Genomic DNA, 25,492 nt, shown 5'->3' with positions numbered 1-25,492 from the left:
GCGAAGTGGCCAAACGCATCAGACTGTAAATCTGCTCACGTACGTGTTCGGTGGTTCGAATCCATCAGCCTCCACCAGTTTTATGAGCCATTAGCTCAGTTGGTAGAGCACCTGACTTTTAATCAGGGTGTCGAAGGTTCGAGTCCTTCATGGCTCATTCCAATCTGAAAGTCATCACCTTTAGGTGGTGGCTTTTTTGTGTTTTCAGAATTTTTGATGATAATGTACTGAGGGGAGTTTAAGTTTTCTGTCTCCGTTTAAGTATATGGTTATATACGTAAGCAGAAATGAGGGAATATCCATGATATATGATGCTATTATTGTAGGAGGCGGGTTTGCGGGTCTTCAGGCAGCCATTCAATTAGGCCGTTACTCTGCTCACCGTGTGCTTGTGGTAGATGCCGGAGATGGAAGGTCCAAATTTTGCAGAAGCTATCACAATATTTTGGGGTGGCCAGATGGGATATCAGGAGAGGAAATACGGGCCAGAGGGCGGAAACAGGCAGAAAGTACAGGGGTAGAATTCAAAACAGATAAAATTGTAAAAGCTGAGAAGCCGGATGGTTATTTTTTATTGCAAGGAGAGCATGGCCAGACCTACCAATGTAAACTGCTGCTATTGGCAACAGGGGTTATGGACCGTTTTCCTGAACTGCCCGGATTGATCCCTACACTTGGTAAAACCGTTTATGTCTGCCCGGATTGTGACGGTTATGAGATTCAGGATCGGCAGACAGTGTTGATAGGCTCGGGGGATGCAGGAGCTCAGATGGCTTTTATTTTACGCGAACGTACTGGAGATCTAACGTATGTCAACCATGAGATGTTTCCGGTATCTAAAGAGAATATGGATCGGATAATTGATGAAGATATTGTATATATAGAACAGCCTGTGGTGAGAGTGGAAACGGTGGATGATGGGAGGATACAAGGTGTAACGTTGACAAATGGAATAACAATTCCGGCAGAACGTGGATTTATTGCCTTTGGTCATAATCCGGTACATTCTGAGCTTGCGGGGAACTTAGGAATTTCCCTTCATAAAAATAAGCATATTGAGGCGAATAGACGCTCCTTGATGACAGATGTGGAGCATGTATGGGTGGCAGGGGATGTGGCGGTACATGCTGAGCAGGCTACAGTAGCCATGGGAGAAGGGGCAATCGCAGGTATCTGGATGCATAAGGAATTACGAAAGTTAAACCCTGTCACTTTGCCACCAGCGAAAAAGCGGCACATCCACGCCAAATGATATTTTTGCTGATCACTACACCGTTTTTGCTGAGGCGCATATTGTCCACAAATGTGATAAAATAGGCGAAAAGAGCAAAAGTGGTGGAGTATGGTGACGATGGATAGTGAGATTTTGCGTCAAAGGTTGGAGCAACTCACCGGAAAGAAAACCGGAATCAAACAGCTTGGGAGGCAGCATTCGGCTTCCCTTTTTGGCATAGGCACAGATGAACAGGAACAGCCAGTGTTTCACGAGGGACATTTATGGGTGCCATTGTACGAGAATGAAGGAAGAATAACGGCAATTTGGCTGGAGCTGGAGGGCCTGACTCCTTTAGAAGTACAATTGGTCAATTATGCTGCTCGGAATTTTGCTATAGCCCTAAAGGCTACAGGACTCAAGGAAGAAGGCGAACTGGAAGCCCGCCAGCTCAGCGTCTGGTTAAATACTCAGTTAGAGCAGGAAAAGAATGATGCGGAAATCCCTGATGAGATGACTTTAAAGGGACGGCTGGTGGGGGAGATGATCCCATTCCTGCTAGTCAGCGAAAATGTTCATAACCCGCAAGTGACCTACCGCTCACTGATGAAGCTACTGCGAAGTTATTTTGAGAATGAAATTTTGCTCATTCCACTTCAGGAGAAAGAATGGTTAATATTAGCCCGTAAGGAACTGCTCACCGGCGGGGATGATAAAGAAGATGAAGAAGAGAGTGCTGAGGATCTGCTGGCTCAGACTTGTATGGGACTGCATGAACTGATTGCCAGCGAGTGGGTGGGAGTTTTCCACCTGGCAGTAGCACCAGCCATTATTCCTGTGAAGGGATTGACTGGGTCAGTAGCTTTGCTGAGGGAAACGATTATTTTGGGCCGTGTTTTTCAGGTTGGAGACTATATTCATCTTCCCTGGGAGCTTCATATGGAACGGCTGGTAAATAGTATTCCGGATGAGCGCCGCCGTCAGCTGCTTGGACAGATCGGTGATTATACCTCTGTGCTGGCTGATAGGGAGATGCTGCTGACGCTGGAGACTTTCTTTGAGATGGACTGCAATGTCAGTGAAACGGCTAAAAAGCTGTATATCCACCGGAATACGCTGCTCTACAGGCTGGATAAGATTAAACAGGAGACCGGAGCCGATGTCCGGAGCTTTGGAGATGCCGCTATTGTGAAGTTAGCTATGTTATTGTATAAAGTGACGAAAAGAAAATAGGTTTTTTGTGAACGTTACAAATAGCCAGCGCGGCATGTCTGGGGTAAGATAAATATACAAGAAAGCGATTTATTTTTTATCCAAATAATAAACTCGAGGGGGAAATACAATGGCAGGCGTTCGTTTAGAGCATATTTTCAAAAAATACCCGGGTTCCGATAAAGCGACAGTAATCGATATCAATCTTGATATTAAAGATAAGGAATTCTTGGTACTGGTTGGACCTTCCGGTTGCGGTAAATCCACAACTTTGCGTATGATTGCCGGTCTGGAAGAAATTTCCGAAGGTAAAATGTACATTGGTGATCGTGTAGTTAATGACGTAGCTCCAAAAGACCGTGATATCGCGATGGTATTCCAATCTTACGCCTTGTACCCGCACATGAGCGTGTATCAAAACATGGCATTTGGTTTGAAACTGCGTAAAGTGAAAAAAGAAGAAATCGACAAGAAAGTTCGCGAAGCTGCGAAAATTCTCGATATCGAACATTTGCTGGATCGCAAACCAAAAGCATTGTCCGGTGGTCAACGCCAACGTGTCGCACTGGGACGCGCTATCGTACGTGATCCGCAAGTCTTCTTGATGGATGAGCCTCTCTCCAACTTGGATGCTAAACTTCGTGGTCAAATGCGTGCGGAAATCACTAAGCTGGTTAAACGTCTTGAAACCACTTGTATCTATGTAACCCATGACCAGACAGAAGCTATGACAATGGGTGATCGTATCGTAGTTATGTACGATGGTATTATCCAACAGGCTGCTTCTCCTGAAGAACTGTATAACGAGCCTACGAACCTGTTCGTAGCCGGATTCATTGGTTCCCCTACAATGAACTTTATCAACGGTACATTGTCTGATGTTGGTGGCGCTGTACGCTTCCGTGCTGAGAACCTTGATGTTGAAGTTCCAGGCGGCAAAGCTACTCTGCTTCGCAACAAAGGCTACATCGGCAAAGAAGTAATAATGGGCGTTCGTCCAGAAGATATTCATGAAGAGCCAGTATTCCTGGAAGCTTCACCGAACACAATCTTCACTTCGATGGTTGATGTTACTGAAAACCTTGGTCATGAAATGCTCCTCTACTTGAGCGGTCTTGGCGCTAACACTGTAATTGCACGTGTAGATGGACGCTCCACTACTCGTGAAGGCAGCAAGCCAAAATTGGCCATTGATATGAACAAAATTCACCTCTTCGATAAAGAATCCGAACTTAACATTTTGCTCGGATAATAATAGTAAGACCTGCTTGAACTAAGCCGCCTGAGAAGGCGGCTTTTTTAATAAATATGTCCGATTTTATGAATGGATTTTTCTCTATAGACCTTGAATTTGGACCGAAGCCTGTGCCCCACCGAGTGGGGCTGTTTATATTTACATACTGCTATTTATAAAAGTCGGATTTTTATTAGCGCTCATGCGGGCGAAACAGCGGCTGTTAAGATTGCATTCATAGACGTTATCCATTAAGATAGCAGGAGAATTACCTGCGGCTGGAATAGGAATTAGGATTAACCAAATGCGGGACGAGCGGATCACACCGCTGGTGACGAAAGGACGGACACACATGGCTAAGAAGGTAAAAGTATCTGAATTGGTGCAGCATTTTCAGTTAGAGGTAGTTTCCGGACATGAGGGTCTGAAAAGACCTATTACCGTGGATGATTTGAATCGTCCGGGACTTGAAATGGCCGGTTATTTTGAATATTATCCGGAGGAACGTGTTCAGCTTCTGGGAAAGACCGAGCTGGCTTTTTTCTCCATGCTACCGGATGAAGAGCGTAAGAGCCGGATTCGCGGGATCTGTAATGATAATACACCGTGTATTGTGATTACGAGAGCGCTTGATGTGCCTCAAGAGCTTATCGACATAAGCAATGAAAAGGGACTGCCGGTGCTGCGCAGTTCGATGGCGACAACCATATTTTCCAGCAGACTGACTAGCTTTTTGGAAGGAAGACTGGCTCCTACTGCCACGATCCATGGTGTTCTGTGTGATGTGTATGGTGTGGGCATGCTAATTACCGGCAGCAGTGGTATCGGTAAAAGTGAGACAGCTCTTGAGCTCGTAAAACGCGGACACCGTTTGATTGCCGATGATGCGGTAGAAATCCGCCAGACCTCGGATAATCAGCTTCATGGTACGGCACCAGAGCTTATCCGCCATCTGTTGGAAATCCGCGGTGTTGGGATCATCAATGTGATGACACTGTTTGGTGCGGGAGCTATTCGTAACCATAAACGGATTACACTTGTGATACGGTTAGAAGCCTGGCAGCAGGACAAGCAGTATGACCGGCTTGGGCTGGACGAAGAAACGACCAGAATTATTGATACGGATGTACCCCTTGTAACAATTCCAGTGCGTCCTGGACGTAACCTTGCGGTTATTATAGAGGTGGCAGCAATGAACTATCGTTTGAAGCAGATGGGCTTTAATGCGGCTCTGCAATTTACGAATAAGCTTACTGCAACCATATCGGAAGACATGGATGATTTGGACTAGGAGTGTGAGAGTATGTTTTTTACATTAGCGATTGATCCGATTGTCTTCTCCATCGGTTCTCTGCCGGTTCACTGGTATGGATTAATACTTGGTGTAGGTGCGTTGGTTGGATTACTTCTGGCGATCCAGGAAGGTAAACGCTTCAACATTTCACAGGAATTCTTCATGGATATGCTGCTTCTTGGATTGCCTTCGGCCATCATTGGTGCCCGTATTTATTATGTAGCGTTCAAATGGGAGGATTATAAGGACAACTTTGCAGATGTCTTCAAAATCTGGAATGGCGGGATCGCTATTTATGGTGCTCTAATCGGTGCGATTATTTGCGGCATCATTTATTTCCGCTATAAAGGGTACCCCTTCTGGCGGATTATTGATATTTGCGCACCCGGACTGCTCGCAGGTCAGATGATCGGACGCTGGGGCAATTTCGTGAACCAGGAAGCGTATGGTGGCGTTGTGGAAGAGTCCTTCCTTCGCAATAAGCTGCATCTTCCTGATTTCATTGTGAACCAGATGTACATAGGAGATGCTTTTCATCACCCGACTTTCTTGTATGAATCCCTCTGGAGTCTGGTGGGTATCCTACTCCTGCTGGTGCTCCGCCGGCAAAAGTTCGTACGTGCAGGTGAAATTTTTCTGACGTATTTCATTTGGTATTCGATCGGTCGCTTCTTCATCGAGGCGCTTCGTACAGACAGTTTGGGGTTTCAAGGAAGTAGCGGGCTTGCATCTTTCCTGAATGGATTGTGGGCACCAATGAAGTGGTTTGGTTTTGAACAAGGATATCTCGATCCAGCTTATGGGAACATCCGCAGCTCGCAGCTGCTGGCACTGCTGACCATACTAGCGGCTATAATTATAATCATTGTCCGACGGGTAACGGGTAAACCCAAGGATCATTACTCTGATCCTATTGTCAGTACTAAGGCCACTGCCGCAGATACGATAGTTCCGGAAAGTGCGGTACACACGCCGCATAGTGCTCCACCGGCTAGACAGCCGGAACCGGACAAGACACCGGATAAAGTATCGGAGGAGTAGTAGAAACTAATGATAGAATGTGTACTATTTGATCTGGACGGAACCATTGTAAATACAAACGAACTGATTATCAACTCATTCATGCATGCACTCAGAGAGAATAATCTTCCCCCCTTAACCCGGGAGCAGATTATTCCCCATATGGGAACCACGCTTCAGCAGCAGATGAGAGTTTTTTCTGGTCTCGATGATACCAGTGTGCTGGAGCTTGCCTACCGAGCCTATAACAATGCCCACCATGACGAGCTGATTGGTTCTTTTCCCCGTGTGAATGAAACGATGGAAGAATTGTCACGGCGCGGCATCAAACTGGGTATTGTAACGACCAAGATCCGTCCAACCACGATCAAGGCGCTGGAGATGTTCGATCTGCTGAAGTATATGGAGACGATTGTTACCGTAAGCGATGTAGTTCAGCCCAAACCACACCCGGAGCCGGTTCTAATGGCTGTCAGCAATCTGGGAGTTGACCCGCAAAAAACACTGATGGTTGGTGACAGTGTGGTTGATATTCAATCAGCCAAGGCAGCAGGTGTTATTGCAGCTGGAGTAGCCTGGTCGCTCAAAGGTGAAGAGACATTACGGAAATATGGACCTGACTACATCATTCATGATATGAAGGATATCTTTGATATTGTGGATCAGGGGTCGATGAAACGGTGAGAAGAGTAACCCGCTACCCCGTGGAAGGGCATAACTCCCTTTGGTACATTTATCGCACGGTTAACCCCTGGAAGGGTGTACGCAATTTTATTTTTATACAGATTGCCCGTTATTGTCCGTACCTACCGCTTAAGAACTGGATATACCGCAGTGTTCTGGGTATGAAGGTTGGCAAGCACACAGCGTTTGGATTGATGGCTATGGTTGATGTGTTTTTCCCGGAGAAGATTACAGTGGGTGAGAATTCCGTGATCGGCTACAACACAACCATTCTTGCACATGAATACCTGATCAAGGAGTACCGCTTGGGCGAAGTTATTATTGGTGAAAATGTGTTGATCGGCGCCAATACTACAATTCTGCCTGGTGTAACTATCGGGGATGGAGCGGTTGTAGCGGCAGGTTCGGTAGTGCATAAGGATGTTGCAGCGGGTTCGTTTGTTGGAGGTAATCCTTTGCGGGTGCTGCGGTCGTCGGCTGAGATGAATACCGCAGAAGTACTCGAGGATAATTAATGGAAAAAATATGGCCCTGCAGTATCAGGTTGCGTGCACTTACGCAGGAACTGCGGGGTTTTGTTGTGAAAATTAGATAAGGCACCTGGGGTGCAAGTTCACAGGAGGAAATAAAATGGGACAAAAGGAAAGAATCCCGCAGCTGGATATATTTCGGGCAGTTGCGATATTTGCGGTGATCGCAATACATGCCACTTCACGCACACTTGCAGAGACTTTGGATACCTCGATGTTCCATCCGTTTTTATTCATTAACAAGTTCAGCCAATTCGCGGTACCTTCATTTATTTTTCTGAGCGGATTTGTGTTGTTCTACAATTATATTGACCGCCCGCTAAGCGGGAAAACGCTGGGGAAATTTTATAGCCGCAGGCTAATATATATTATATTGCCCTATATTGTCTTTTCACTTATGTACTTTATTCTAAAAATGACTGCCGGTCATACCTGGGGGATGCCTGCAGATGAAATGGCCCGTAAACTGGGCAAGTATCTGCTGACGGGGACGGCTTATACGCATCTGTACTACATCATTATTATTATCCAGTTCTATGTGCTGTTCCCGCTGATGTTGTGGTGCCTGCAAAAGGTCCGGCGTCTCGCTGCCTGGGCTCCGGTATTGGGGCTGCTGTTGCAATGGGGATTCGTGCTGCTTAACAAATATATGACTAATCACGGGTACTGGCATCTGTCCAAGGGGAGTTTGGCCATTACTTACTTCTCCTATTTCCTGCTGGGGGCAGCGATTGCCGTCTACTATGGCCCACTTAAAAAATGGCTGGTCCTCTCGCGTGAGGGATGGCGTTCCGGTAAAGGTCCGGGGTGGGTTGCGCTCTGGTTACTATGGGCTGCCGCAGGAGTGATTCATGTAGAGCTGTGGTTCAATAACTATACGAAAAAAACAGTAATTAACAGTCTATGGTATGAAGGTTTCTCCAATCTGCATGCCCTGCTGTCCTGTATTGTGCTTCTGCAGCTGTCGTTCCTGCTATATGGGACAGGCCGCCGTCTGCTGAGCCGTATGCTGATCTCTATCGGTGCCTGTTCCTTTGGGATCTATCTGCTTCATCCGGCACTACTGTTCCTATACAGAAAAATTCCGTTTCACGGAGGTTCGCTTGCGTATATGGCGGCCATTGCCGGGGGGTGGCTTGTAGCCTTGCTGGGTTCGTGGCTCTTGGTTGCTCTCGTCTTCCGCTATGTGAAGCCTGCCTGGATTGTATTCGGTTCTGGACCGAAGATGCCGCAGAAAAATGTATCCATATAGCAGCCATTATTTCAATACTCTAAAATAAAGCGCCGACGTTCGCTTCCTGCGATTTGTCGACGCTTTATTTGGTATATGAAGAAAATGGCGAAGAAAGGTATTATTCTCCGGCTTGCTCCCGCTGAAAATCGGCGATGGCCTGATACTGGCCTTCCAGGCTGCGGAATACCGAAATAAAAATAGGCAGCAGTTGTTTATAGACTTTGGCATGCTCCGGAACTGGATGATGGCGGTGGGTAGAGCCGATCATTTGGAAAACAACATCAAAGGAGTCAATGCGTCCTGTGGCGTAAAGGCCAAGCACGACCGCACCAAGACAGGAGCTTTCGAAGCTTTCGGGAATGATAACCTCCTGATCAAAAATATCAGCCATCATCTGCCGCCATAGAGATGAGCGGGCGAAACCTCCAGTGGCATGAATCTTGACCGGTTGTCCGATCTGCTCCTCCATAGCCAGCAGTACAGTATACATGTTGAAAATGATACCTTCCAGAACAGAACGGATCATGTGCTCTTTATGGTGATTCATTGTTAGGCCAAAAAAGGAACCCCGGGCATCCGGATTCCATAGCGGTGCACGTTCTCCGGTAAGATAAGGGTGGAATAGCAGGCCATTACTGCCCGGTGGCACCTGCTCCGCTATGCGTGTCAACACCTCATAGGGGTCAATGCCGAGACGTTTCGCTGTCTCCACCTCGGAGGCGGCGAATTCATCACGAACCCAGCGGAAAAGCATTCCTCCGTTGTTCACCGGTCCGCCAATGACCCAGTGCTTCTCAGTCAGGGCGTAACAGAAGATCCGACCCTTAGGATCGGTAAGCGGCCGGTCGACAACCGTGCGGATGGCCCCGCTGGTTCCAATCGTGGCTGCAACGACCCCAGGTTTAATGGCACCAACTCCGAGATTGGAGAGGACACCGTCACTGGCTCCAACTATAAAGGGTGTGGAAGGCAACACACCGAGCTTCTCGGCCCAACCTGGCAGCAGACCCTGCATAACCTGAGTAGTGGGTACAGGCTTGGAGAGCTGCTTTGTAGTAATACCGGCAATACGCAGCGCCTCCTCATCCCATTCCAGCTGTTCTAAATTGAACATGCCTGTGGAGGAGGCGATAGAATGGTCAATGACATATTCACCGAAAAGCTTGGCGAAGATGTATTCCTTAATGGAGATGAATTTGTACGTCTGGCGGAATAGCTCCGGCTGCTCCTCTCCCAGCCACATCAGTTTGGTGATCGGAGACATGGGATGAATGGGTGTTCCGGTGCGCAGATACAGTTCATGTCCGTCCAGTTCGTCCCGCAGACGAGTGGCATAAGCAGCGCTGCGGTTATCCGCCCAGGTGATACAGGCGGTTAAGGGACTACCGGTACTGTCAACAGCAATCACACTGTGCATGGCGGAGCTGAACGAAAGAAACAGGACAGACTCCGGGGGGATGGCGCTGTCTTTCATGACCGTCTGGACTGTATGGATTACGGCATGTAATATTTGCTCGGGATCCTGCTCTGCTACTGAAGGCGAAGGCGTGTGGAGCGGATAGCCGAGACTAGCTTGTGCGGCAATTTTCCCATTTTCCTCAAAGAGAACAGCTTTGGTGCTAGTAGTTCCAATATCGACGCCAATCATGTAGGATATGCTCAATCGTCAGACCTTCTTTCTAGTGGAAATGCGGAAATCGGGCCGGACTGAAAGTTTCAGCCGCCCCGTCCCGCTTTTCGGATATTCTGGAGATGTAAGAATTATAAGATATCTTTAGAGCCTTAGACAAAGATGCTCAGAATCATGATGAAAGTTAAACCGACCACTGACAGAATGGTCTCCATCACCGTCCATGATTTCAAGGTCTGCACTACAGACATGCCGAAGAATTCCTTGATCATCCAGAAGCCGGCATCATTCACATGGGAGAGCACCAGAGAGCCGGCACCCGTAGCAAGCACTGCAAGTTCGATGTTTACGCCAGGCGTTACGGCAAGTACTGGCGCGACAATTCCGGCGGCTGTTGTCATGGCTACAGTGGCTGAACCGGTTGCCACACGGATCAAGGCAGCAATTAGCCACGCGAACAAAATAATATTCACATGGGTTTGCGTAGCCAGCGCGGCAATGGCCCCGCCTACGCCGCTGTCGATTAAGACTTGCTTGAATGCTCCGCCGCCTCCAATGATCAGAATAATGGAAGCTGTGGGTGCCAGACATTCACTTGTGAAGCGTGAGATTTCATCTTTCTTGAAGCCGCGTGCAAAACCCAGTGAGAAGAAGGAAAAGACGGCTGCAATGAGCAGGGCAATGATCTCATGCCCAATAAATTTCGCAAAGGGTGTAAAAGCATTAGTGGCCTCAGGATCTATAATATCAGCTACAGACCCCATTAGCATCAATATAACAGGCAGCAGAATGGTTAATAGGGTAATCCCGAATCCCGGGAGTTCCCGGACGCTTTTTGCAGCAAATTGCTCAGCCAGCTCCCGGGGAGGCTCTACACTTATCCGTTTGCCTATAAATTTACCGAATAACGGTCCCGCAATAATTGCCGTAGGCAGACCTACAATAACTGAATATAAAATCGTTTTACCCAAATTTGCACCGTAGGCCCCAATAGCAATCATAGGCGCCGGATGTGGCGGAACCAGCCCATGGACCGTCGATAAGCCGGCTAGAATCGGGATTCCAATTTGCAGGAGAGGCATTTTTGTTTTGCGTGCTACCATAAAGACTACTGGAATAAGCAGGATTAAGCCAACTTCAAAAAATACGGGAATCCCTACAACAAACCCAACCAGCATCATAGCCCAATGAACTCTCTTTTCTCCGAACCGGTCTACCAGCGTATTTGCAATTCGCTCCGCGCCTCCGGATTCGGCCATCATTTTCCCCAGCATCGTACCAAGGCCGATGACGATCGCTATCGTGCCCAGTGTTCCGCCAAGACCTCCGGTTATGGACTTGATCAAAGCCGGATACTCCATCCCTGCGAGCAGGCCAAGGGTTAAGGCAGAAATAAGGAGTGTGACGAAAGGGTTCCATTTATATCTGGCGATAAGCATAACCAGAAAAACAATGACAAGCAACGTCCAGACGAGCAGTGTCGCATTATGACTGAGTCCGAATAAATTTTCCATAGTTAACGGGACCTCCCTTTGTTGGCTTCAAGTCTATATTGAGCGCTTTCAATAAAAATGATTCATCAGTATACTTGTCGACAAGATGATCGAAACAAAGGCAGGCCTTTGCTGAAAAAAGGATGCCCTACGGTAGGCTGCGGATAAGCGTTTCTCCAGAGTCGGCGAAATACTCCTGGACTACCTTATGAATGGTTCCGGGATCTCCAGAACGAAGCCCCTCTATAACCGTCCGGTGTTTATCTGCTACCCAGTTCATCCGTTCTTCTCCAAGGGCAAAGCCCTTTTCGGTAGTAATCAGAATGACAGTCATCACGATATAGCGGATGCTGTTCCACAAATGAAGAATCCGGGTATGATGGGCTTCTGTAACGATAGCCTCGTGAAAGGAAAAGTCCTGAAGTGCAAACTCAACATAATCATTGTGTTTAACAGCCAGCTTCATTTTGTCGATGGCCTGTTCAAGCTGTTGTATCAGCGTATCCTGTATATTAACGGCAAGTCTTTGCTGGGCAAAGCTCTCGATAAGGTACCGTACATCATACAACTCTTCAACGTCCCGGATATTCAGGCCCACAACAACGGCTCCCATTCTTTGCAGACGAATTAAGCCTTCGCCCGACAATGATTTAAGCGCTTCCCGAACAGGAGAACGGCTGGTGCCAAAATCTGCAGCAATCCGGTTCTCGGAGAGCACCTCGCCTGGCTTTATTTTTTCATTAATAATCTGAAGCCTGAGTTCACAGGCAATGGATTCTCCGAGAGAGGCTCCTTGCAGCCAAGTAACAGGATAATGCATGAAAAACGACTCCTCTATGTGATTAGTTGTAAGCTAAAACCTGGGATTTCATTAATTTTAGCATACAATGTCTTCACGGTTCCATCAGTTTAACATGCTTACCTTCCAGCACGGAGATGATGTTGCAAATTGATTCTATTGATCCTCCCGCACAACAGCATGACCGCCAAATTCATTGCGGAGCGCGGCGACCACCTTACCGTGGAAAGTATCTTCCTCGAGGGAACGGTAACGCATCAGAAGTGAGAGGGCAATAACCGGTGTACTGGCTTCAAGGTCAAGAGCGGTTTGTACCGTCCATTTCCCTTCACCTGAGCTTTGCATCACTCCGCGTATCCCAGAGAGCTTCGGATCTTTGGCAAAAGCGCTCTGCGCAAGTTCCATGAGCCAACCGCGGATTACGGAGCCATTCGACCACAGCTGGGCGACCTGTTCATAGTTGAAGTCAAAATTACTTTTCTCCAGCAGCTCAAAGCCCTCGGCAATGGACTGCATCATTCCATACTCAATGCCATTATGAATCATTTTGAGAAAATGACCGCTGCCGCTTTCCCCTGCATATAGGTAACCGCGTTCAACCGCGAGATCACGGAACAGGGGCTCAATAGCCGGGAATACCTCGGGATCACCGCCAACCATAAAGCAGGCTCCATGCTCAGCCCCTTCTGTTCCGCCGGATGTGCCCGCATCAAACAAATAGATGCCTTGTTCTCTAAGCTTCTCTGAACGCGCAATAGACTCCTTATAATGGGAATTACCGCCGTCGATAATAATATCCCCCGCCTCCAGCAACCCGGCCAGAGTATCAATCACTCCACTTACAATCTCTCCGGCAGGGACCATGACCCAGACCATTCGCGGATGCTCAAGGTTCGCTACTACTTCCTCCAGGGATTCAGCGGCAAGCGCACCTCGTTCGGCTAATTCAAGTCCCATTTGCGGGTTGATATCGCTTACCACAAGGTCATGCCCATGGTTCAGCAGGTTCAACGCCAGGTTAAAACCCATCTTGCCTAATCCAATCATACCCACTTTCATTGTTGTCCACTCCTTGGCAGATTATTTTAGACTATCTTGTGTACTTGTATACAACTTTGTTTGTATCATACTACTGCGGTTAATCATTTGTAAAGAGTAAATTTGTAAGCGGTTTATATTGTGGTGAATGAGCTCTGGTTGACACACACATAGGAAGAATGGCTGGCTGCAGCATATAAAAATCTGAACTTACTCTATATGTAAACAATTATGCTATTCTTATATCAAAGCTTCAATTGACGTAAGGGATAGTCCGTGATACGATATTGCCATTGCTTTACTTTACTACCACTGTACCATAGTAAAGTGTTTACACTTACTTATTGATGATATCTGACGAGGTGACCAATGAAGATGTCCAAACCAAAGGGATTCGAGAAGCCGGCCGGCGTACGTGATTATCTCCCGCGTGCAGTGGCCAAACTGCGCAAGATCGAAAATGATGTGCTGCACTGCATGAGCCGCTGGGGATACCGGCAGATGATTACGCCTACTTTGGAATATTACGATACGGTCGGGGTGGCTAGCTCCACTTCGGACCAGAAGCTCTATAAATTACTTAACAACCGCGGGCAGGCACTAGTGCTGCGTTCGGAGATGACTGCACCGGTGGCGCGTGTGGTTTCTTCACTGTTAAAAGACGAGCCGTTGCCTCTCCGCCTGTCCTATCACGCCAATGTATTCCGGGCCATTGAGGAAGAAGCGGGGCGGGAAGCAGAATTCTTCCAGACCGGAGTAGAGCTTGTCGGGGATGATTCACCGGAGGCCGATGCCGAGGTTGTAGCGCTGGCGATTTCCTCGCTGCAGGCGGCGGGGGTAAAGTCCTTCAAAATCGCCATGGGGCATGTCGGCTTCCTAGACGGCCTGTTTCAAGAAGCGGTGGACGGTCTTCCGGAAGCACAGGAGGAACTGAAGAATCATTTGCTAAACCGTGATTATGTGGCCTTCCGAGAGACGCTTCGCCAGCTTTCGCTGACCGAGGCGCAGAAGAGTGAACTGGACGGACTGCTACGGCTGCGGGGTGGCAAGGAAATCTGCAGTCAGGCTCTGGAACTCAGCAACCATCCGCTGGCCCGCACCTCCATTGAGCATCTATGTAAGGTATGGGAGGTACTGGTGTCTTACGGAGTCTCCCAGCATGTGCTGATTGATCTGACGATGATTGGAGACTTCTCCTATTATACGGGGATGACATTCGAAGGCTATGCCTCGGAGCTTGGATTCCCGGTGTGCAGTGGTGGCCGTTATGACAATCTGTTGCAGCAATTCGGGCGGCCTATTCCGTCCACCGGATTCTCCTTGAAGACGAACCGTATTCTGGACGGAGTAACCGGCGTGCCGGAAGAGGAAGAGCTTCCGATTCTGATCCAGTATGACGCGCTCCGGCGCAAGGAAGGCCTGGAGGAAGCAGCACGGCTGCGGGCTGAAGGACATGTTGTGGTGACGCGGCTGGCCAATGAGGCTAGTGATCTGAAGGTAGTGAAGCGCCTGGACCCAAATGTGGTTGAAGCGGAAGGCGAGTCATACGGAGAGATTTATACATTCGTTTCTTTTGTTAGTGAGCATGGCTGAGGGTTAACTTAATATACAGGTGTATAGGCAAAGATATGGAGACGGAGGTCAATGATTATGGCGCAGATATTGAAGGTGGCCATGCCGAAAGGCCGGATCTACAATAAAGCGGCGGAGCTGTTCCGTCAAGCGGGACTGCCGATTCCACCCGATGGTGAAGAGTCGCGCAAGCTGGTGATTTCATTGCCGGAAGCGGGAATGGAATTTATCCTGGCCAAACCGGTGGATGTTCCTACATATGTAGAATACGGTGTAGCGGATATTGGAATTGTCGGCAAAGATGTGCTTCTGGAGGAAAATCGTGATGTCTACGAGCTGCTGGATCTGGGGATCGCGCGCTGCCGGATGTCAATTATCGGTCTGCCGAACTGGCAGCCGGGTATTCAGCAGCGGGTGGCGACGAAATACCCAAATGTGGCTTCACGTTATTTTCGCGAACAGGGGCAGCAGGTAGAAGTGGTGAAGCTGAATGGTTCCATTGAGCTTGCGCCGCTAATCGGCCTTGCTGACCGTATTGTGGATATGGTGGAGACCGGGCAGACGCTGAAGGATAATGGGCTGGTGGAGATGAAGAGCATCTTTGAGATCACAAGCCGCCTTGTGGCCAACCGAGTAAGTTACCGCATGAAGAATGAAGAGATCCAGCAGCTGTGCGACCGCCTCCAGGCGGTTATCACCGGAACGGGAGCAGCAACGGGCGGAGTAGAACGCTAAGGATGTAAAAGGGGGAAGCAGCGGTGAAGGTTCAATCGAGCAAGGATTTTAAGCTTCAGCGTGAAGTAGAGTACGGAACGCCTGAGCAGAATAAGGCCGTGAAGGAAATTGTGGCCGATATTAAAAAAGAGGGCGACGCGGCCCTGCTCCGCTATACGGAGCGGTTTGACGGCGCTGCACTTACTGCAGCACAGCTGCGGGTGACTGCAGAGGAGCTCCAGGCTGCATACGGCAGGGTGGAGGAGTCTTTTGTAACTGCGATCCGGGCTGCCGCCGCCAACATCCGGGCGTTCCATGCGCGGCAGAAACGCAATTCCTGGATGGATCTGCAGCCGGACGGCACGATCCTCGGCCAGATCATCCGCCCGCTGAAGCGGGTGGGCGTATACGTTCCCGGCGGCAAGGCTGCCTATCCGTCCTCGGTGCTGATGAACGTGATTCCGGCTCAGATTGCCGGAGTGCCGGAGATTGTGATGGTCACTCCGCCGTCGACTGGCGGCACGGAGGGCATCGATCCTTACATTCTCGTTGCCGCCGCCGAAGCCGGCGTGAACGAGATCTACCGCGTGGGCGGCGCGCAGGCGATCGCCGCACTAGCCTTCGGCACGGAGTCTATCGTGCCGGTCGATAAGATCTGCGGGCCAGGGAACATCTACGTGGCCCTGGCCAAACGCGAGGTCTACGGCGCTGTCGATATCGACAGCATCGCCGGACCGAGCGAGATCGTCGTGCTCGCCGACGATACTGCTGAGGCCGCCTACGTCGCGGCCGACCTGCTCTCGCAGGCCGAGCATGACGAGATGGCCTCGGCCATCCTGGTTACGCCATCGCAGCGCTTGGCGGACGCTGTTGCTGCCGAAGTAGAACGGCAGCTGCAAGAACTTCCGCGCGAGGCCATCGCGCGCGCTTCTGTAGACAATTACGGCGCGATCATCGTCGTCGAGTCGCTGACAGAGGGAGTCGATGTGGTGAACCGGCTTGCACCCGAGCATCTGGAGATTGTGACGGGGGACCCGATGGGTCTGCTCGGCAGCATCGAGAATGCCGGAGCGATTTTCCTGGGCCCGTACAGCTCGGAGCCGGTCGGGGATTATTTTGCCGGCCCGAATCATATTATTCCGACCAATGGCACAGCACGGTTCTCGTCACCGGTTGATGTGGATGATTTCATTAAAAAATCAAGCCTGATCTATTATAGTAAGGAAGCATTGCTGAAGGACGGGGCTACAATTATCGAGCTAGCCCGCCGCGAGGGGCTGGAAGGCCATGCGCGTGCGATAGAAGTCAGATTGCAGATGGAAGCGAAGGGTGGAGACGGAAATGGAAAATAATAATGAGAACCAGGCCGTGCGCCAAGCGGGGCTAAGCCGTACAACCAATGAAACGGATATCAAGCTCTCTCTGGCCGTGGATGGCAGCGGGGTTTCAGAGCTGGAGACGGACGTGCCGTTTCTGAATCATATGCTGGACTTATTTACGAAGCATGGCCAGTTTGATCTGTCCGTGCAGGCGCGGGGCGACATTGACATTGACGATCACCATACCGTAGAGGACATCGGCATTTGTCTGGGACAGGCGCTTCGTGAGGCGCTGGGTGACAAAAAAGGCATCAAGCGCTACGCCAATGTCTTCATCCCTATGGATGAGGCACTGGCTCAGGTGGTTATCGATATCAGTAACCGTCCGCATTTTGAGTATCGTGCTACGTATCCATCGCAGCAGGTTGGGAGCTTCTCCACAGAGCTGGTGCATGAATTTCTGTGGAAATTTGCCCTGGAGGCGCGGATTACGCTGCATGTGATTGTGCACTATGGCTCTAATACCCATCACATGATCGAGGCGATATTCAAAGCGCTGGGCCGGGCCTTGGATGAAGCGACACTGATTGACCCGCGCGTGAAGGGTGTGCCTTCCACGAAGGGAGTGCTGTAGCATGACCGTTGCTATCGTCGATTACGGCATGGGCAATCTGCATAGTGTCAGCAAGGCGGTGGAACGACTCGGGTATCAAAGTCTGGTGACGGGTGAAGCCGGAGAGATTCTGGCTGCCGATAGCGTCATTCTGCCGGGAGTCGGTGCATTCGGCGATGCAATGGAGCATCTGCGGGAGACCGGGCTGGATACTGTGGTCAAAGAAGCCGCATCTTCGGGTCAGCCGGTGCTGGGGATATGCCTCGGGATGCAGCTGCTGTTCAGCAGCGGCGAAGAGTACGGCACTCATGAAGGGCTTAATCTTCTGCAGGGTTCGGTGGTCCGTTTTGCGCCGCGCGAGGGTTACAAAGTACCGCATATGGGCTGGAACAAGCTAGACTTTTTACAGCCACAGAGTCCTTTGTTCAAGGATCTTGAAGCGGGCCATGTGTATTTTGTCCACTCGTTCCATGCTGTTATGGCTCAGCAGAGCGATCTGCTCGCCATCACAGATTATGGGCATCCGGTTACGGCTATTGTTGGCCGGGAGAATGTATTCGGCATGCAGTTTCATCCGGAGAAAAGCGGAGAGCTGGGAATGAAGCTGCTGGGTAATTTCCTGCAACTGAAGGGTAAGCGGGAATAAGCCCACTCTGTATATTCAAATTATGCAACTCTCTATATAACTATATTGTAGCGAAAGTGGGAGACCTCATGTCTTTTATCGTATATCCGGCGATTGATATCCGGGATGGGAAATGTGTCAGATTGCAACAGGGGGATTACAACCAAGAAACGATATACAACGACAGTCCGTTGAAGGTAGCCAGATCATGGGAAGAGCAGGGAGGGAAATTCATTCATCTCGTGGATTTGGACGGAGCCAAGGCCGGACATCCTGTTAATGATACGATCATCGGGGCGATCGCCAAAAATGCGGGTGTCCCTGTCCAGGTAGGCGGAGGCCTCCGCACGATTGCGGATGTGGAGAAGCTGCTGGGTCTCGGCGTCAGCCGTGTCATTATCGGAACAGCGGCGATTAATGACCATGCCTTCACTGAGGCAGTGCTCGCCAAATACGGCGACAAGGTTGCGATCGGCATCGATGCCCGGGGCGGTTATGTGGCTACACATGGCTGGCTGAACACCTCCGAGGTTCGTGCAGAGGATCTGGCCAAAGAGCTGGCAGCCAAAGGTGCCGAAACGTTCATTTATACCGACATCTCACGTGACGGTATGATGCAGGGTCCGAATATTGAGGGCATCTTGTCCATGGCCGCTAGCAGCGGTAAAACCGTGATCGCCTCGGGCGGTGTCACAAGTCTGGACGACCTCTTGCGCCTTAGCGTACATAGCGGCAGCGGCATCGGCGGTGCGATAGTCGGCAAAGCGTTATATACTGGCAATATAGATCTATCCGAAGCTTTACAGGCTCTGAACGGGAAATAAAAGGTTTTCACTCGAAAGCCAAGGAAAGGGGGGATTTCATGTTAGCCAAACGTATCATTCCCTGTCTGGATGTAAAGGACGGGCGGGTAGTCAAAGGCGTGAACTTTGTGAATCTGCGCGATGCCGGGGATCCGGTAGAGCTGGCGGCATTGTATGACCGGGAAGGTGCCGATGAGCTTGTGTTTCTGGATATTTCCGCCTCTGTGGAGGGCCGGGCCACAATGGTTGAAGTTGTGCGGCAGACCGCAGGGGAAATCGCCATTCCCTTTACAGTGGGTGGAGGAATCTCTACTCCGGAGGATATGAAGCGCATCCTGCGTGCGGGTGCGGACAAAATCGGCATCAATACAGCAGCGGTCAACAATCCGCAGCTTATTCTCGAAGGAGCCCGGCGTTTCGGCGCCCAGTGCATTGTAGTGGCGATGGATGCCAAATATAATGAGGCTTGGGGCGAATGGGAAGTATACACGCACGGCGGGCGCAAGCCTACAGGAATCCGCGCGCTGGCCTGGGCCAAGGAGGCTGAGAAGCTGGGAGCAGGTGAGATTCTGCTGACCAGCATGGATGCAGATGGCACTAAGGACGGCTTCGATCTGAAGCTGACCGCTGCGGTCAGCGACCTGCTTACCATTCCTGTGATTGCTTCCGGGGGAGCGGGGAAGATGGAGCATTTTTATGATGTATTTACGGAAGGCAGGGCCGACGCTGGACTGGCCGCGACGATTTTTCACTATAAAGAAATTGCCATTCATGATTTAAAAGCAGATCTGAAGCAAAAAGGGGTAGAGATCCGATGAGCGAAGCAGAGCAAATAACCGCCCAGAGCCAAAAGGAAGTATTAGAGGGCATCCGCTGGAATGAAGCTGGACTGCTCCCTGCTGTAGTGCAGGACGCGAACAGTCTGGAAGTGCTAATGTTTGCCTATATGAATAAAGAATCACTTCAGCTGTCGCTGGAGAGCGGACAGACCTGGTTCTGGAGCCGTTCACGCAGCGAGCTGTGGCATAAAGGCGGGACCTCCGGTAATACCCAGGCGATTACCTCCATCCATTATGACTGCGACAGCGACACGCTGCTGGTGAAGGTTGTACCGGAGGGACCAGCTTGCCATACAGGCGAAACCTCCTGTTTCTTCCGCGAGCTTCCACTGAGCCATACGTCAGCAGCAGCTACGGATCGGCAAGCGCTGAGCGACAGTGCGCGTTTTGCAGTTCTTGGCGAACTGGAACGGGTAATTGCCGAGCGGGAAGCTGAACGGCCGGAAGGTGCTTATACAACCTACCTGTTCGATAAAGGGGTTGATAAAATCCTGAAAAAGGTGGGCGAAGAGGCCTCAGAAACGATTATCGCCGCCAAAAATAAGGACAATGCCGAGCTGCGGCTTGAAGTCAGTGATTTGATCTACCATCTGCTGGTGCTGCTGCAGGAGCGCAAGCTTCCGCTGGATGAGATTATGGAGGAACTGAGCGCCCGCCATGAACGGCCGCGCCGCGATTAGGAGGGAGCCTTCAGCCATGCGTATTGATTACCATACCCACCATGAACGCTGCGGACATGCGGTTGGAACCCTTGAACAGTACGTACAGCGGGGGATTGAACTGGGGCTGGAGCATCTCGGTTTGTCTGATCACCTGCCGCTTATTCATGTGGACCCGGAGAACTACTACCCAGAGATGGCGATGCCGCTATCCGAGCTGCCCCGCTACGTGGATGAATGCCTGAGCCTGAAAGAGCGTTACCGTGGACGGATTGAGCTGCGTGTAGGACTGGAAGCCGATTATATCGAAGGTTATGATGAGCAGATCCGTGAGCTTTTGGCACCGTATCCCTGGGACTATTTGATCGGTTCAGTACATTTTCTCGGAGAATGGGACATTACGGATTTTCGCCAGACTCACGGTTGGGAAGGCCGGGATGTAATGGAGGTCTACCGCCGTTATTATGATGCTGTAAGGAAGTCGGCGTTATCGGGATTATATGATATTATAGGACATATGGATGTTATCAAACGGTTTGGATACGGTCCGCAGACACCGGAGGGGCAGGCCGAGGTGAGGGCGATGGAGCTGGAGACGCTTAGGGCGATAGGAGGCAGCGGCATGGCGATGGAGCTTAATGCTTCGGGGCTTACCAAGCCCTGCGCAGAGATGTTTCCCGCTGAGCATGTGCTGCAGCAGGCACTCGAGCTGGACATCCCGCTTACCTTAGGCTCTGACGCCCACGACCCGTTGAAGCTGGGAGACGGTTTGCCGGAAGCCCGCAGCTTGCTGTGGCGCACAGGTTTCCGCGAATTGGCTGTGTTTGAGAATCGTGTTCGTACATTGGTTCCGTTTGAACTATAAATTTTGATCCCCAGGAGGGTACTATGCATCATCATCAATTACGTATTTTTTCCGGTTCGTCGAATCCGAAGCTGGCCGCTGATATTGCGGAGCGTCTGGGCGCACCGCTGGGCCAGATTAAGCTGACCCGCTTCAAGAGCGGCGAAATTTATGTGCATTATGAAGAGAGCATCCGGAACTGTGACGTATTTTTGGTGCAATCCCTCGCTCATCCTATTAATGAGCTGTTCGTAGAGCTGCTTGTCATGATCGATGCAGCTAAGCGGGCATCAGCAAGAACGGTTAATATTATTGTACCTTACTACGGTTACGCCAGACAGGAGCGCAAGTCTGCGCCGCGCGAGCCGATATCAGCCAAGATGGTGGCGGATGTGCTTACAACCGCAGGGGCAACCCGCGTAATCACCATTGACCTGCATGCGGCGGCTATTCAGGGGTTTTTCAACATTCCGGTAGATCACTTGACGGCCCTTGATCTGATCAGCGGATATCTGAAGGTTAAAGGCTTGTCCGACCTGGTTGTTGTGTCTCCAGATGCAGGACGTGCCTCCATGGCAGAGAAGCTGGCCAGCCGTCTGGATTCACCATTTGCTATCATGATCAAGAAGCGCCCGGCTCACAACGAATCCGTGATTACGCATGTGATTGGGGATGTAGAAGGACGGACGCCTATCATTATTGAAGATCTGATCGATACGGGGACCACGATTGTAAATGTGGTGGAAGGCCTGAAGGAGCGGGGGGCGAAGAACAGTATCGTGTGTGCCACCCATGGACTCTTTTCAGGAGATGCTCTAAGCCGTATGGTTCATCCCAATATAGAAGAAATTGTCGTTACCGATTCCATTGCGTTGCCGGATGATCATTCCAGCCGGTTCACTGTGCTTTCCGTAGCACCTATGCTGGCTGAAGCCACACGCATTATTATTGAAGGCGGTTCAATTGATAAGCTGTTCAGAGACGCGGGGATTTAATTCCTGCGTTTTTTTGTTTGAAGCTTTTTCCTCCTGGTGAGCTCCTTCCAATCTTGAGAATCCCCCTGTCACATGTGTTATACTGTGTGAAGACAGTCGGGACCAAAAATGGAAACGACGGCACTGAGGTGGGAGCCCGGGCAGGCGTTTGCTGCCGCTCTCCTATTTTTGTGTGGATAAGGAAGCTTACAAAGGGAGGTGCCTTGCTTCCATGATTGATAGAACTTCAGAGAATAATGCGGTGAATGGTAACGTAATTCCCGTCACTCTGGATGCCAATTTTTTCTTTGAAAGAGCCGTACGGTCATTGGACCGCTTTCAATATGATAAGGCATTGAAGAATTTTAGCAAAGCTGTTGAATATGAGCCGGAAAACCCGGTGAATCATTGTAATATGGCGGGTATATTATCGGAGATGGGGAAGTACGAGGCGTCTAATGAAATCTTGACTCATGTTCTGGAGGAAATTGACCCCTCTATGACAGAATGCCACTTCTATATGGCTAATAACTATGCGAATATGGAAAGCTTTGAAGAGGCGGAACGCAGTCTGGTCACCTATCTTCAGGAGGATGCAAGTGGTGAGTTCCTGGCCGAGTCCGAAGAGCTGATGGAACTGCTGCAGTATGAGTTGAACCGTCCCGCTCCGTTAGTCCGGATCCGCAGCCGGGAAGGTGTGGTGGAGCATGACAGAGCCCGGAGTCTTTTGGAGGAAGGGAAATTTCCGCAAGCGGTCAAGCTGCTTGAAGAGATTGTCCAGAACATCCCGGACTTCCTGGCGGCACATAACAATCTGGCTCTTGCCTATTTCTATATGGGCCGCTTCGCCAAAGCCAAGGAATGCCTTGGCGAAGTGCTGAAGCAGGACCCGGGTAACCTGCATGCACTCTGCAATATGGCTATTTTTCTGCAATATGCCGGCGATCAGGACCAACTTGCAGGCTTGGTGCGTATGCTTGAAGCGACTGTGCCTTTTCATCAGGAGCATGTATTCAAGATGGCAACTACGATGGGCATATTGGGCAAGCACAAAACAGCATACGGACATTTTCGCCGTCTGCTGAAGGATGAAGAGGTCGGCGGTGATGCCGGTTTATACCATTATTGCGCGGCCGCGGCCAGCAACAGCGGGCTCCATAATGAGGCTGTACGCTGCTGGCAAATGGCCGCCAGACTGGACCCGGAATCAGCAGTTCCGAAATTTTTCCTGTCCCAGATGCAGCTGGCACAAGCAGAGGATCGGCAACTGTCTCAAGTAAGCTATAATTATCAGCTGCCTTTTCAGGAACAGTTGAAGCAGTGGAAGAACAATACGGACAGCTTCACTGAGGAACTGCAGAATAATCCGTTGCTGCGTGCGTCATTCTTCTGGGCGCTACGTTATGGTGATGCCAATACGAAGCTTCAGGTGACCGAAGCGCTCCACTGGATTGAAGATGATGAAATGTCTGAAGTATTGAAGGCAGTATCGGAGCAAGAACCGCTTCAGGAGGCTGCGCTTCTCAGTCTGCAGCGTCTGATCGGCGGCAGTCCGGAGGAAGGCGGAATCCAGAGGGCTGTGCAGGACCCTGTTGTGTCAGGCCATAAAGGACCGCCGGAGTGGAAAGAGGACTGGCAACGGATCTTGGACCATATGGCTGCTGTGCAGGACCGCAGATTTGATACTGCGCAGAAGAAGGATGCCGAGCTCCTCTGGAAGCAGTTCATAGCCCGCCTCTACCCGGATGTTCCTTTGTTCCGGCATGCGGAGGGCTGGTGTGCAGCTCTGGAGTATTTAACCGCCAAGCTGCATGGTCATCCGGTTACCTACCGTGAGGCTGCCCAGCACTACGGCGTTTCCGTCTCGACGGTAAGCCGGTATGCCCGGCGTATTGATCAAGCATGCGGGTTAACGCAGGATGGGGCGGCAGCAGACGTTTTGCCGCCATTTACGGAAAATATCTGACCCTAAGGAGGACTTGCTAATGTACAAAACAATTGTAATCGGAACAGGTCCGGCAGGATTGACTGCTGCGATTTATCTGGCACGTGCCAACCTCAGCCCCCTTGTTATTGAAGGATTGCAGCCAGGAGGACAATTGACTACAACGACAGAGGTAGAGAACTTTCCAGGTTTTCCAGAAGGTATTTTAGGTCCGGATCTGATGGATAACATGCGTAAGCAGGCTGAACGCTTTGGGGCTCAATTTAAGAACGGCTGGGTGGATGCTGTGGATTTCTCGCAGCGCCCCTTCAAAGTAACCGTTGATGGACTGGGTGTGCTGGAAGCAGAGTCGGTGATTATATCAACCGGTGCTTCCGCAAGGTACCTCGGCATACCGGGAGAGCAGGAGAATGTCGGACGCGGGGTTAGTACTTGTGCAACCTGCGATGGATTCTTCTTCCGCGGCAAAAAGATTGTTGTGGTCGGCGGCGGCGACTCCGCGATGGAGGAAGCCAGCTTTCTCACTCGATTCGCTTCCAGCGTAACCCTGGTCCACCGCCGTCCGGAGCTGCGCGCCTCGAAGATTATGCAGGACCGGGCGCGTGAGAACAGCAAAGTGGCCTGGGCACTGAACCGCACGCCGCTTGAAGTTACCGTTGGGGATACCGGGGTGAAGGGGCTGACGGTCCGCAACAATGATACAGGTCTTGAGGAGCTAGTGGAAGCAGATGGCGTATTTGTTGCTATCGGCCACACACCGAATACGGCATTCCTCGGCGGTCAGATTACTACAGATGCCAACGGCTATATCGTGGTGAATCCAGGAACAACAGAAACTAACATTCCAGGCGTATTCGCTTGTGGGGATGTTCAGGATACGCGTTATCGGCAGGCGATTTCGGCTGCAGGAACCGGCTGTATGGCTGCTATGGATGCTGAGAAGTATCTGGAAGGCACTATGGTGCATGACTGGAGTGAAACGCTGGATAAGTAACGGAGCGGACTAAGCGAATTTTTGGTTGACAATAAATACCTGCTAGCGTAGATTGTATTTAATTAGATAGATACCCACTAGGGGAGCCTGAATGGGCTGAGACGGGGAAATTGAATTCCCGGACCCTTGAACCTGATCTGGATCATACCAGCGTAGGAAAGTGGAGCCGGACCTTTTTTGAGCACAGCCTTATTGGCTGTTCGTGAATAA

Annotated in this window: 24 protein-coding genes, 1 tRNA gene and 1 riboswitch; of the genes, 21 read left to right on the top strand and 4 right to left on the bottom strand. The window is 50.4% G+C overall.

All coding sequences use genetic code 11. The features are described 5' to 3' along the window. Positions 1-84 precede the first annotated feature (84 nt). The 9 genes from AC0MA3_RS25260 to AC0MA3_RS25220 all read left to right on the top strand — a co-directional run bounded on the left by AC0MA3_RS25260 (position 85) and on the right by AC0MA3_RS25220 (position 8,439). Positions 85-157: transfer RNA gene (locus tag AC0MA3_RS25260), tRNA-Lys, on the top strand. Positions 158-301: 144 nt separating this feature from the next. Beyond that, the gene (locus AC0MA3_RS25255) at positions 302-1,252 is read left to right on the top strand and encodes an NAD(P)/FAD-dependent oxidoreductase (protein WP_474658202.1); all 951 of its coding nucleotides are present in this window, start codon (positions 302-304) and stop codon (positions 1,250-1,252) included. A 99-nt stretch (positions 1,253-1,351) separates the two neighbouring features. Further along, on the top strand, positions 1,352-2,446 hold the full coding sequence (locus AC0MA3_RS25250) for a PucR family transcriptional regulator (RefSeq protein ID WP_474658201.1): 1,095 nt from the start codon (positions 1,352-1,354) through the stop codon (positions 2,444-2,446). Between the two features lie 109 nt (positions 2,447-2,555). Beyond that, a complete protein-coding gene (locus tag AC0MA3_RS25245) occupies positions 2,556-3,677 on the top strand; it encodes an ABC transporter ATP-binding protein (protein WP_379163360.1) in 1,122 nt (373 codons plus the stop codon). 334 nt (positions 3,678-4,011) lie between these two features. Further along, positions 4,012-4,950, top strand: a complete 939-nt coding sequence (gene hprK, locus AC0MA3_RS25240; RefSeq protein WP_379163363.1) for an HPr(Ser) kinase/phosphatase — start codon at positions 4,012-4,014, stop codon at positions 4,948-4,950. A 12-nt stretch (positions 4,951-4,962) separates the two neighbouring features. Then, positions 4,963-5,994 carry a prolipoprotein diacylglyceryl transferase gene (lgt, locus tag AC0MA3_RS25235; protein WP_379163366.1) on the top strand — a complete coding sequence of 344 codons (1,032 nt, stop codon included), beginning with the start codon at positions 4,963-4,965 and terminating at the stop codon, positions 5,992-5,994. A 9-nt stretch (positions 5,995-6,003) separates the two neighbouring features. Further along, on the top strand, positions 6,004-6,657 hold the full coding sequence (gene ppaX, locus AC0MA3_RS25230) for a pyrophosphatase PpaX (RefSeq protein ID WP_474658200.1): 654 nt from the start codon (positions 6,004-6,006) through the stop codon (positions 6,655-6,657). Next, positions 6,654-7,172, top strand: a complete 519-nt coding sequence (locus tag AC0MA3_RS25225; RefSeq protein ID WP_379163372.1) for an acyltransferase — start codon at positions 6,654-6,656, stop codon at positions 7,170-7,172. The genes ppaX and AC0MA3_RS25225 overlap by 4 nt, the downstream gene beginning before the upstream one ends. Before the next feature lie 115 nt (positions 7,173-7,287). After that, entirely contained in the window at positions 7,288-8,439 is a 1,152-nt protein-coding gene (locus tag AC0MA3_RS25220) for an acyltransferase (protein ID WP_474658199.1), read from the top strand. Between the two features lie 100 nt (positions 8,440-8,539). Here AC0MA3_RS25220 and gntK read toward each other — a convergent pair whose 3' ends face one another. The 4 genes from gntK to gnd all read right to left on the bottom strand — a co-directional run bounded on the left by gntK (position 8,540) and on the right by gnd (position 13,402). Beyond that, a complete protein-coding gene (gene gntK / locus AC0MA3_RS25215) occupies positions 8,540-10,069 on the bottom strand; it encodes a gluconokinase (protein WP_379163541.1) in 1,530 nt (509 codons plus the stop codon). A gap of 134 nt (positions 10,070-10,203) precedes the next feature. Then, on the bottom strand, positions 10,204-11,565 hold the full coding sequence (locus tag AC0MA3_RS25210) for a GntT/GntP/DsdX family permease (RefSeq protein ID WP_474658198.1): 1,362 nt from the start codon (positions 11,563-11,565) through the stop codon (positions 10,204-10,206). 127 nt (positions 11,566-11,692) lie between these two features. Next, complete coding sequence (locus AC0MA3_RS25205) at positions 11,693-12,364, bottom strand: GntR family transcriptional regulator (protein WP_379163381.1); 672 nt, start codon at positions 12,362-12,364, stop codon at positions 11,693-11,695. A 135-nt stretch (positions 12,365-12,499) separates the two neighbouring features. Further along, positions 12,500-13,402 (bottom strand): phosphogluconate dehydrogenase (NAD(+)-dependent, decarboxylating), encoded by a 903-nt coding sequence (gnd, locus tag AC0MA3_RS25200; RefSeq protein ID WP_474658197.1) that lies wholly within the window; start codon positions 13,400-13,402, stop codon positions 12,500-12,502. 354 nt (positions 13,403-13,756) lie between these two features. On the opposite strand from gnd, the gene AC0MA3_RS25195 reads away from it, so the two are divergent. The 12 genes from AC0MA3_RS25195 to trxB all read left to right on the top strand — a co-directional run bounded on the left by AC0MA3_RS25195 (position 13,757) and on the right by trxB (position 25,282). After that, entirely contained in the window at positions 13,757-14,974 is a 1,218-nt protein-coding gene (locus AC0MA3_RS25195) for an ATP phosphoribosyltransferase regulatory subunit (protein ID WP_379163387.1), read from the top strand. A gap of 57 nt (positions 14,975-15,031) precedes the next feature. After that, positions 15,032-15,688 (top strand): ATP phosphoribosyltransferase, encoded by a 657-nt coding sequence (gene hisG, locus AC0MA3_RS25190; RefSeq protein WP_379163390.1) that lies wholly within the window; start codon positions 15,032-15,034, stop codon positions 15,686-15,688. Positions 15,689-15,711: 23 nt separating this feature from the next. Continuing rightward, positions 15,712-17,019, top strand: a complete 1,308-nt coding sequence (hisD, locus tag AC0MA3_RS25185; protein WP_379163393.1) for a histidinol dehydrogenase — start codon at positions 15,712-15,714, stop codon at positions 17,017-17,019. Next, positions 17,009-17,620 carry an imidazoleglycerol-phosphate dehydratase HisB gene (hisB, locus tag AC0MA3_RS25180; RefSeq protein WP_379163396.1) on the top strand — a complete coding sequence of 204 codons (612 nt, stop codon included), beginning with the start codon at positions 17,009-17,011 and terminating at the stop codon, positions 17,618-17,620. Before hisD ends, hisB begins: the two co-directional genes overlap by 11 nt. 1 nt (position 17,621) lies before the next feature. Further along, positions 17,622-18,245 (top strand): imidazole glycerol phosphate synthase subunit HisH, encoded by a 624-nt coding sequence (hisH, locus tag AC0MA3_RS25175; RefSeq protein WP_474658196.1) that lies wholly within the window; start codon positions 17,622-17,624, stop codon positions 18,243-18,245. A gap of 68 nt (positions 18,246-18,313) precedes the next feature. Next, positions 18,314-19,048 (top strand): 1-(5-phosphoribosyl)-5-[(5-phosphoribosylamino)methylideneamino]imidazole-4-carboxamide isomerase, encoded by a 735-nt coding sequence (gene hisA / locus AC0MA3_RS25170; protein ID WP_379163402.1) that lies wholly within the window; start codon positions 18,314-18,316, stop codon positions 19,046-19,048. Between the two features lie 38 nt (positions 19,049-19,086). Further along, positions 19,087-19,845 carry an imidazole glycerol phosphate synthase subunit HisF gene (hisF, locus tag AC0MA3_RS25165; RefSeq protein ID WP_474658195.1) on the top strand — a complete coding sequence of 253 codons (759 nt, stop codon included), beginning with the start codon at positions 19,087-19,089 and terminating at the stop codon, positions 19,843-19,845. Beyond that, positions 19,842-20,546: a bifunctional phosphoribosyl-AMP cyclohydrolase/phosphoribosyl-ATP diphosphatase HisIE gene (hisIE, locus tag AC0MA3_RS25160; RefSeq protein ID WP_474658194.1), complete on the top strand. Its 705-nt coding sequence runs from the start codon at positions 19,842-19,844 to the stop codon at positions 20,544-20,546. Before hisF ends, hisIE begins: the two co-directional genes overlap by 4 nt. A gap of 16 nt (positions 20,547-20,562) precedes the next feature. Beyond that, a complete protein-coding gene (gene hisJ, locus AC0MA3_RS25155) occupies positions 20,563-21,390 on the top strand; it encodes a histidinol-phosphatase HisJ (protein WP_474658193.1) in 828 nt (275 codons plus the stop codon). Positions 21,391-21,413: 23 nt separating this feature from the next. Next, positions 21,414-22,364 (top strand): ribose-phosphate diphosphokinase, encoded by a 951-nt coding sequence (locus tag AC0MA3_RS25150; protein WP_379163411.1) that lies wholly within the window; start codon positions 21,414-21,416, stop codon positions 22,362-22,364. A 211-nt stretch (positions 22,365-22,575) separates the two neighbouring features. Continuing rightward, on the top strand, positions 22,576-24,309 hold the full coding sequence (locus AC0MA3_RS25145; RefSeq protein ID WP_474658192.1) for a tetratricopeptide repeat protein: 1,734 nt from the start codon (positions 22,576-22,578) through the stop codon (positions 24,307-24,309). Between the two features lie 19 nt (positions 24,310-24,328). Then, positions 24,329-25,282: a thioredoxin-disulfide reductase gene (gene trxB, locus AC0MA3_RS25140; RefSeq protein ID WP_379163417.1), complete on the top strand. Its 954-nt coding sequence runs from the start codon at positions 24,329-24,331 to the stop codon at positions 25,280-25,282. A 69-nt stretch (positions 25,283-25,351) separates the two neighbouring features. Next, positions 25,352-25,458, top strand: a riboswitch (TPP riboswitch). Positions 25,459-25,492: the final 34 nt, after the last annotated feature.

This window comes from Paenibacillus sp. LS-5, assembly GCF_056121505.1.
The sequence above is the reverse complement of the archived record's forward strand: the minus strand, read 5'-3'. Positions and strand labels throughout refer to the sequence as shown.

What these genes read in the sequence shown, in the direction of transcription:
- ppaX (WP_474658200.1), top strand. Translation starts at nt 6,004, where the DNA reads ATGATAGAATGTGTACTATTTGATCTGGACGGAACCATTGTAAATACA.
- hisB (WP_379163396.1), top strand. Translation starts at nt 17,009, where the DNA reads ATGGAAAATAATAATGAGAACCAGGCCGTGCGCCAAGCGGGGCTAAGC.
- hisIE (WP_474658194.1), top strand. Translation starts at nt 19,842, where the DNA reads ATGAGCGAAGCAGAGCAAATAACCGCCCAGAGCCAAAAGGAAGTATTA.
- hisF (WP_474658195.1), top strand. Translation starts at nt 19,087, where the DNA reads ATGTTAGCCAAACGTATCATTCCCTGTCTGGATGTAAAGGACGGGCGG.
- hisG (WP_379163390.1), top strand. Translation starts at nt 15,032, where the DNA reads ATGGCGCAGATATTGAAGGTGGCCATGCCGAAAGGCCGGATCTACAAT.
- lgt (WP_379163366.1), top strand. Translation starts at nt 4,963, where the DNA reads ATGTTTTTTACATTAGCGATTGATCCGATTGTCTTCTCCATCGGTTCT.
- AC0MA3_RS25255 (WP_474658202.1), top strand. Translation starts at nt 302, where the DNA reads ATGATATATGATGCTATTATTGTAGGAGGCGGGTTTGCGGGTCTTCAG.
- AC0MA3_RS25220 (WP_474658199.1), top strand. Translation starts at nt 7,288, where the DNA reads ATGGGACAAAAGGAAAGAATCCCGCAGCTGGATATATTTCGGGCAGTT.
- hisH (WP_474658196.1), top strand. Translation starts at nt 17,622, where the DNA reads ATGACCGTTGCTATCGTCGATTACGGCATGGGCAATCTGCATAGTGTC.
- AC0MA3_RS25145 (WP_474658192.1), top strand. Translation starts at nt 22,576, where the DNA reads ATGATTGATAGAACTTCAGAGAATAATGCGGTGAATGGTAACGTAATT.
- hisA (WP_379163402.1), top strand. Translation starts at nt 18,314, where the DNA reads ATGTCTTTTATCGTATATCCGGCGATTGATATCCGGGATGGGAAATGT.
- hprK (WP_379163363.1), top strand. Translation starts at nt 4,012, where the DNA reads ATGGCTAAGAAGGTAAAAGTATCTGAATTGGTGCAGCATTTTCAGTTA.
- gntK (WP_379163541.1), bottom strand. Translation starts at nt 10,069, where the DNA reads ATGATTGGCGTCGATATTGGAACTACTAGCACCAAAGCTGTTCTCTTT.
- AC0MA3_RS25205 (WP_379163381.1), bottom strand. Translation starts at nt 12,364, where the DNA reads ATGCATTATCCTGTTACTTGGCTGCAAGGAGCCTCTCTCGGAGAATCC.
- AC0MA3_RS25195 (WP_379163387.1), top strand. Translation starts at nt 13,757, where the DNA reads ATGTCCAAACCAAAGGGATTCGAGAAGCCGGCCGGCGTACGTGATTAT.
- gnd (WP_474658197.1), bottom strand. Translation starts at nt 13,402, where the DNA reads ATGAAAGTGGGTATGATTGGATTAGGCAAGATGGGTTTTAACCTGGCG.
- trxB (WP_379163417.1), top strand. Translation starts at nt 24,329, where the DNA reads ATGTACAAAACAATTGTAATCGGAACAGGTCCGGCAGGATTGACTGCT.
- AC0MA3_RS25150 (WP_379163411.1), top strand. Translation starts at nt 21,414, where the DNA reads ATGCATCATCATCAATTACGTATTTTTTCCGGTTCGTCGAATCCGAAG.
- AC0MA3_RS25210 (WP_474658198.1), bottom strand. Translation starts at nt 11,565, where the DNA reads ATGGAAAATTTATTCGGACTCAGTCATAATGCGACACTGCTCGTCTGG.
- AC0MA3_RS25245 (WP_379163360.1), top strand. Translation starts at nt 2,556, where the DNA reads ATGGCAGGCGTTCGTTTAGAGCATATTTTCAAAAAATACCCGGGTTCC.
- AC0MA3_RS25250 (WP_474658201.1), top strand. Translation starts at nt 1,352, where the DNA reads ATGGATAGTGAGATTTTGCGTCAAAGGTTGGAGCAACTCACCGGAAAG.
- hisJ (WP_474658193.1), top strand. Translation starts at nt 20,563, where the DNA reads ATGCGTATTGATTACCATACCCACCATGAACGCTGCGGACATGCGGTT.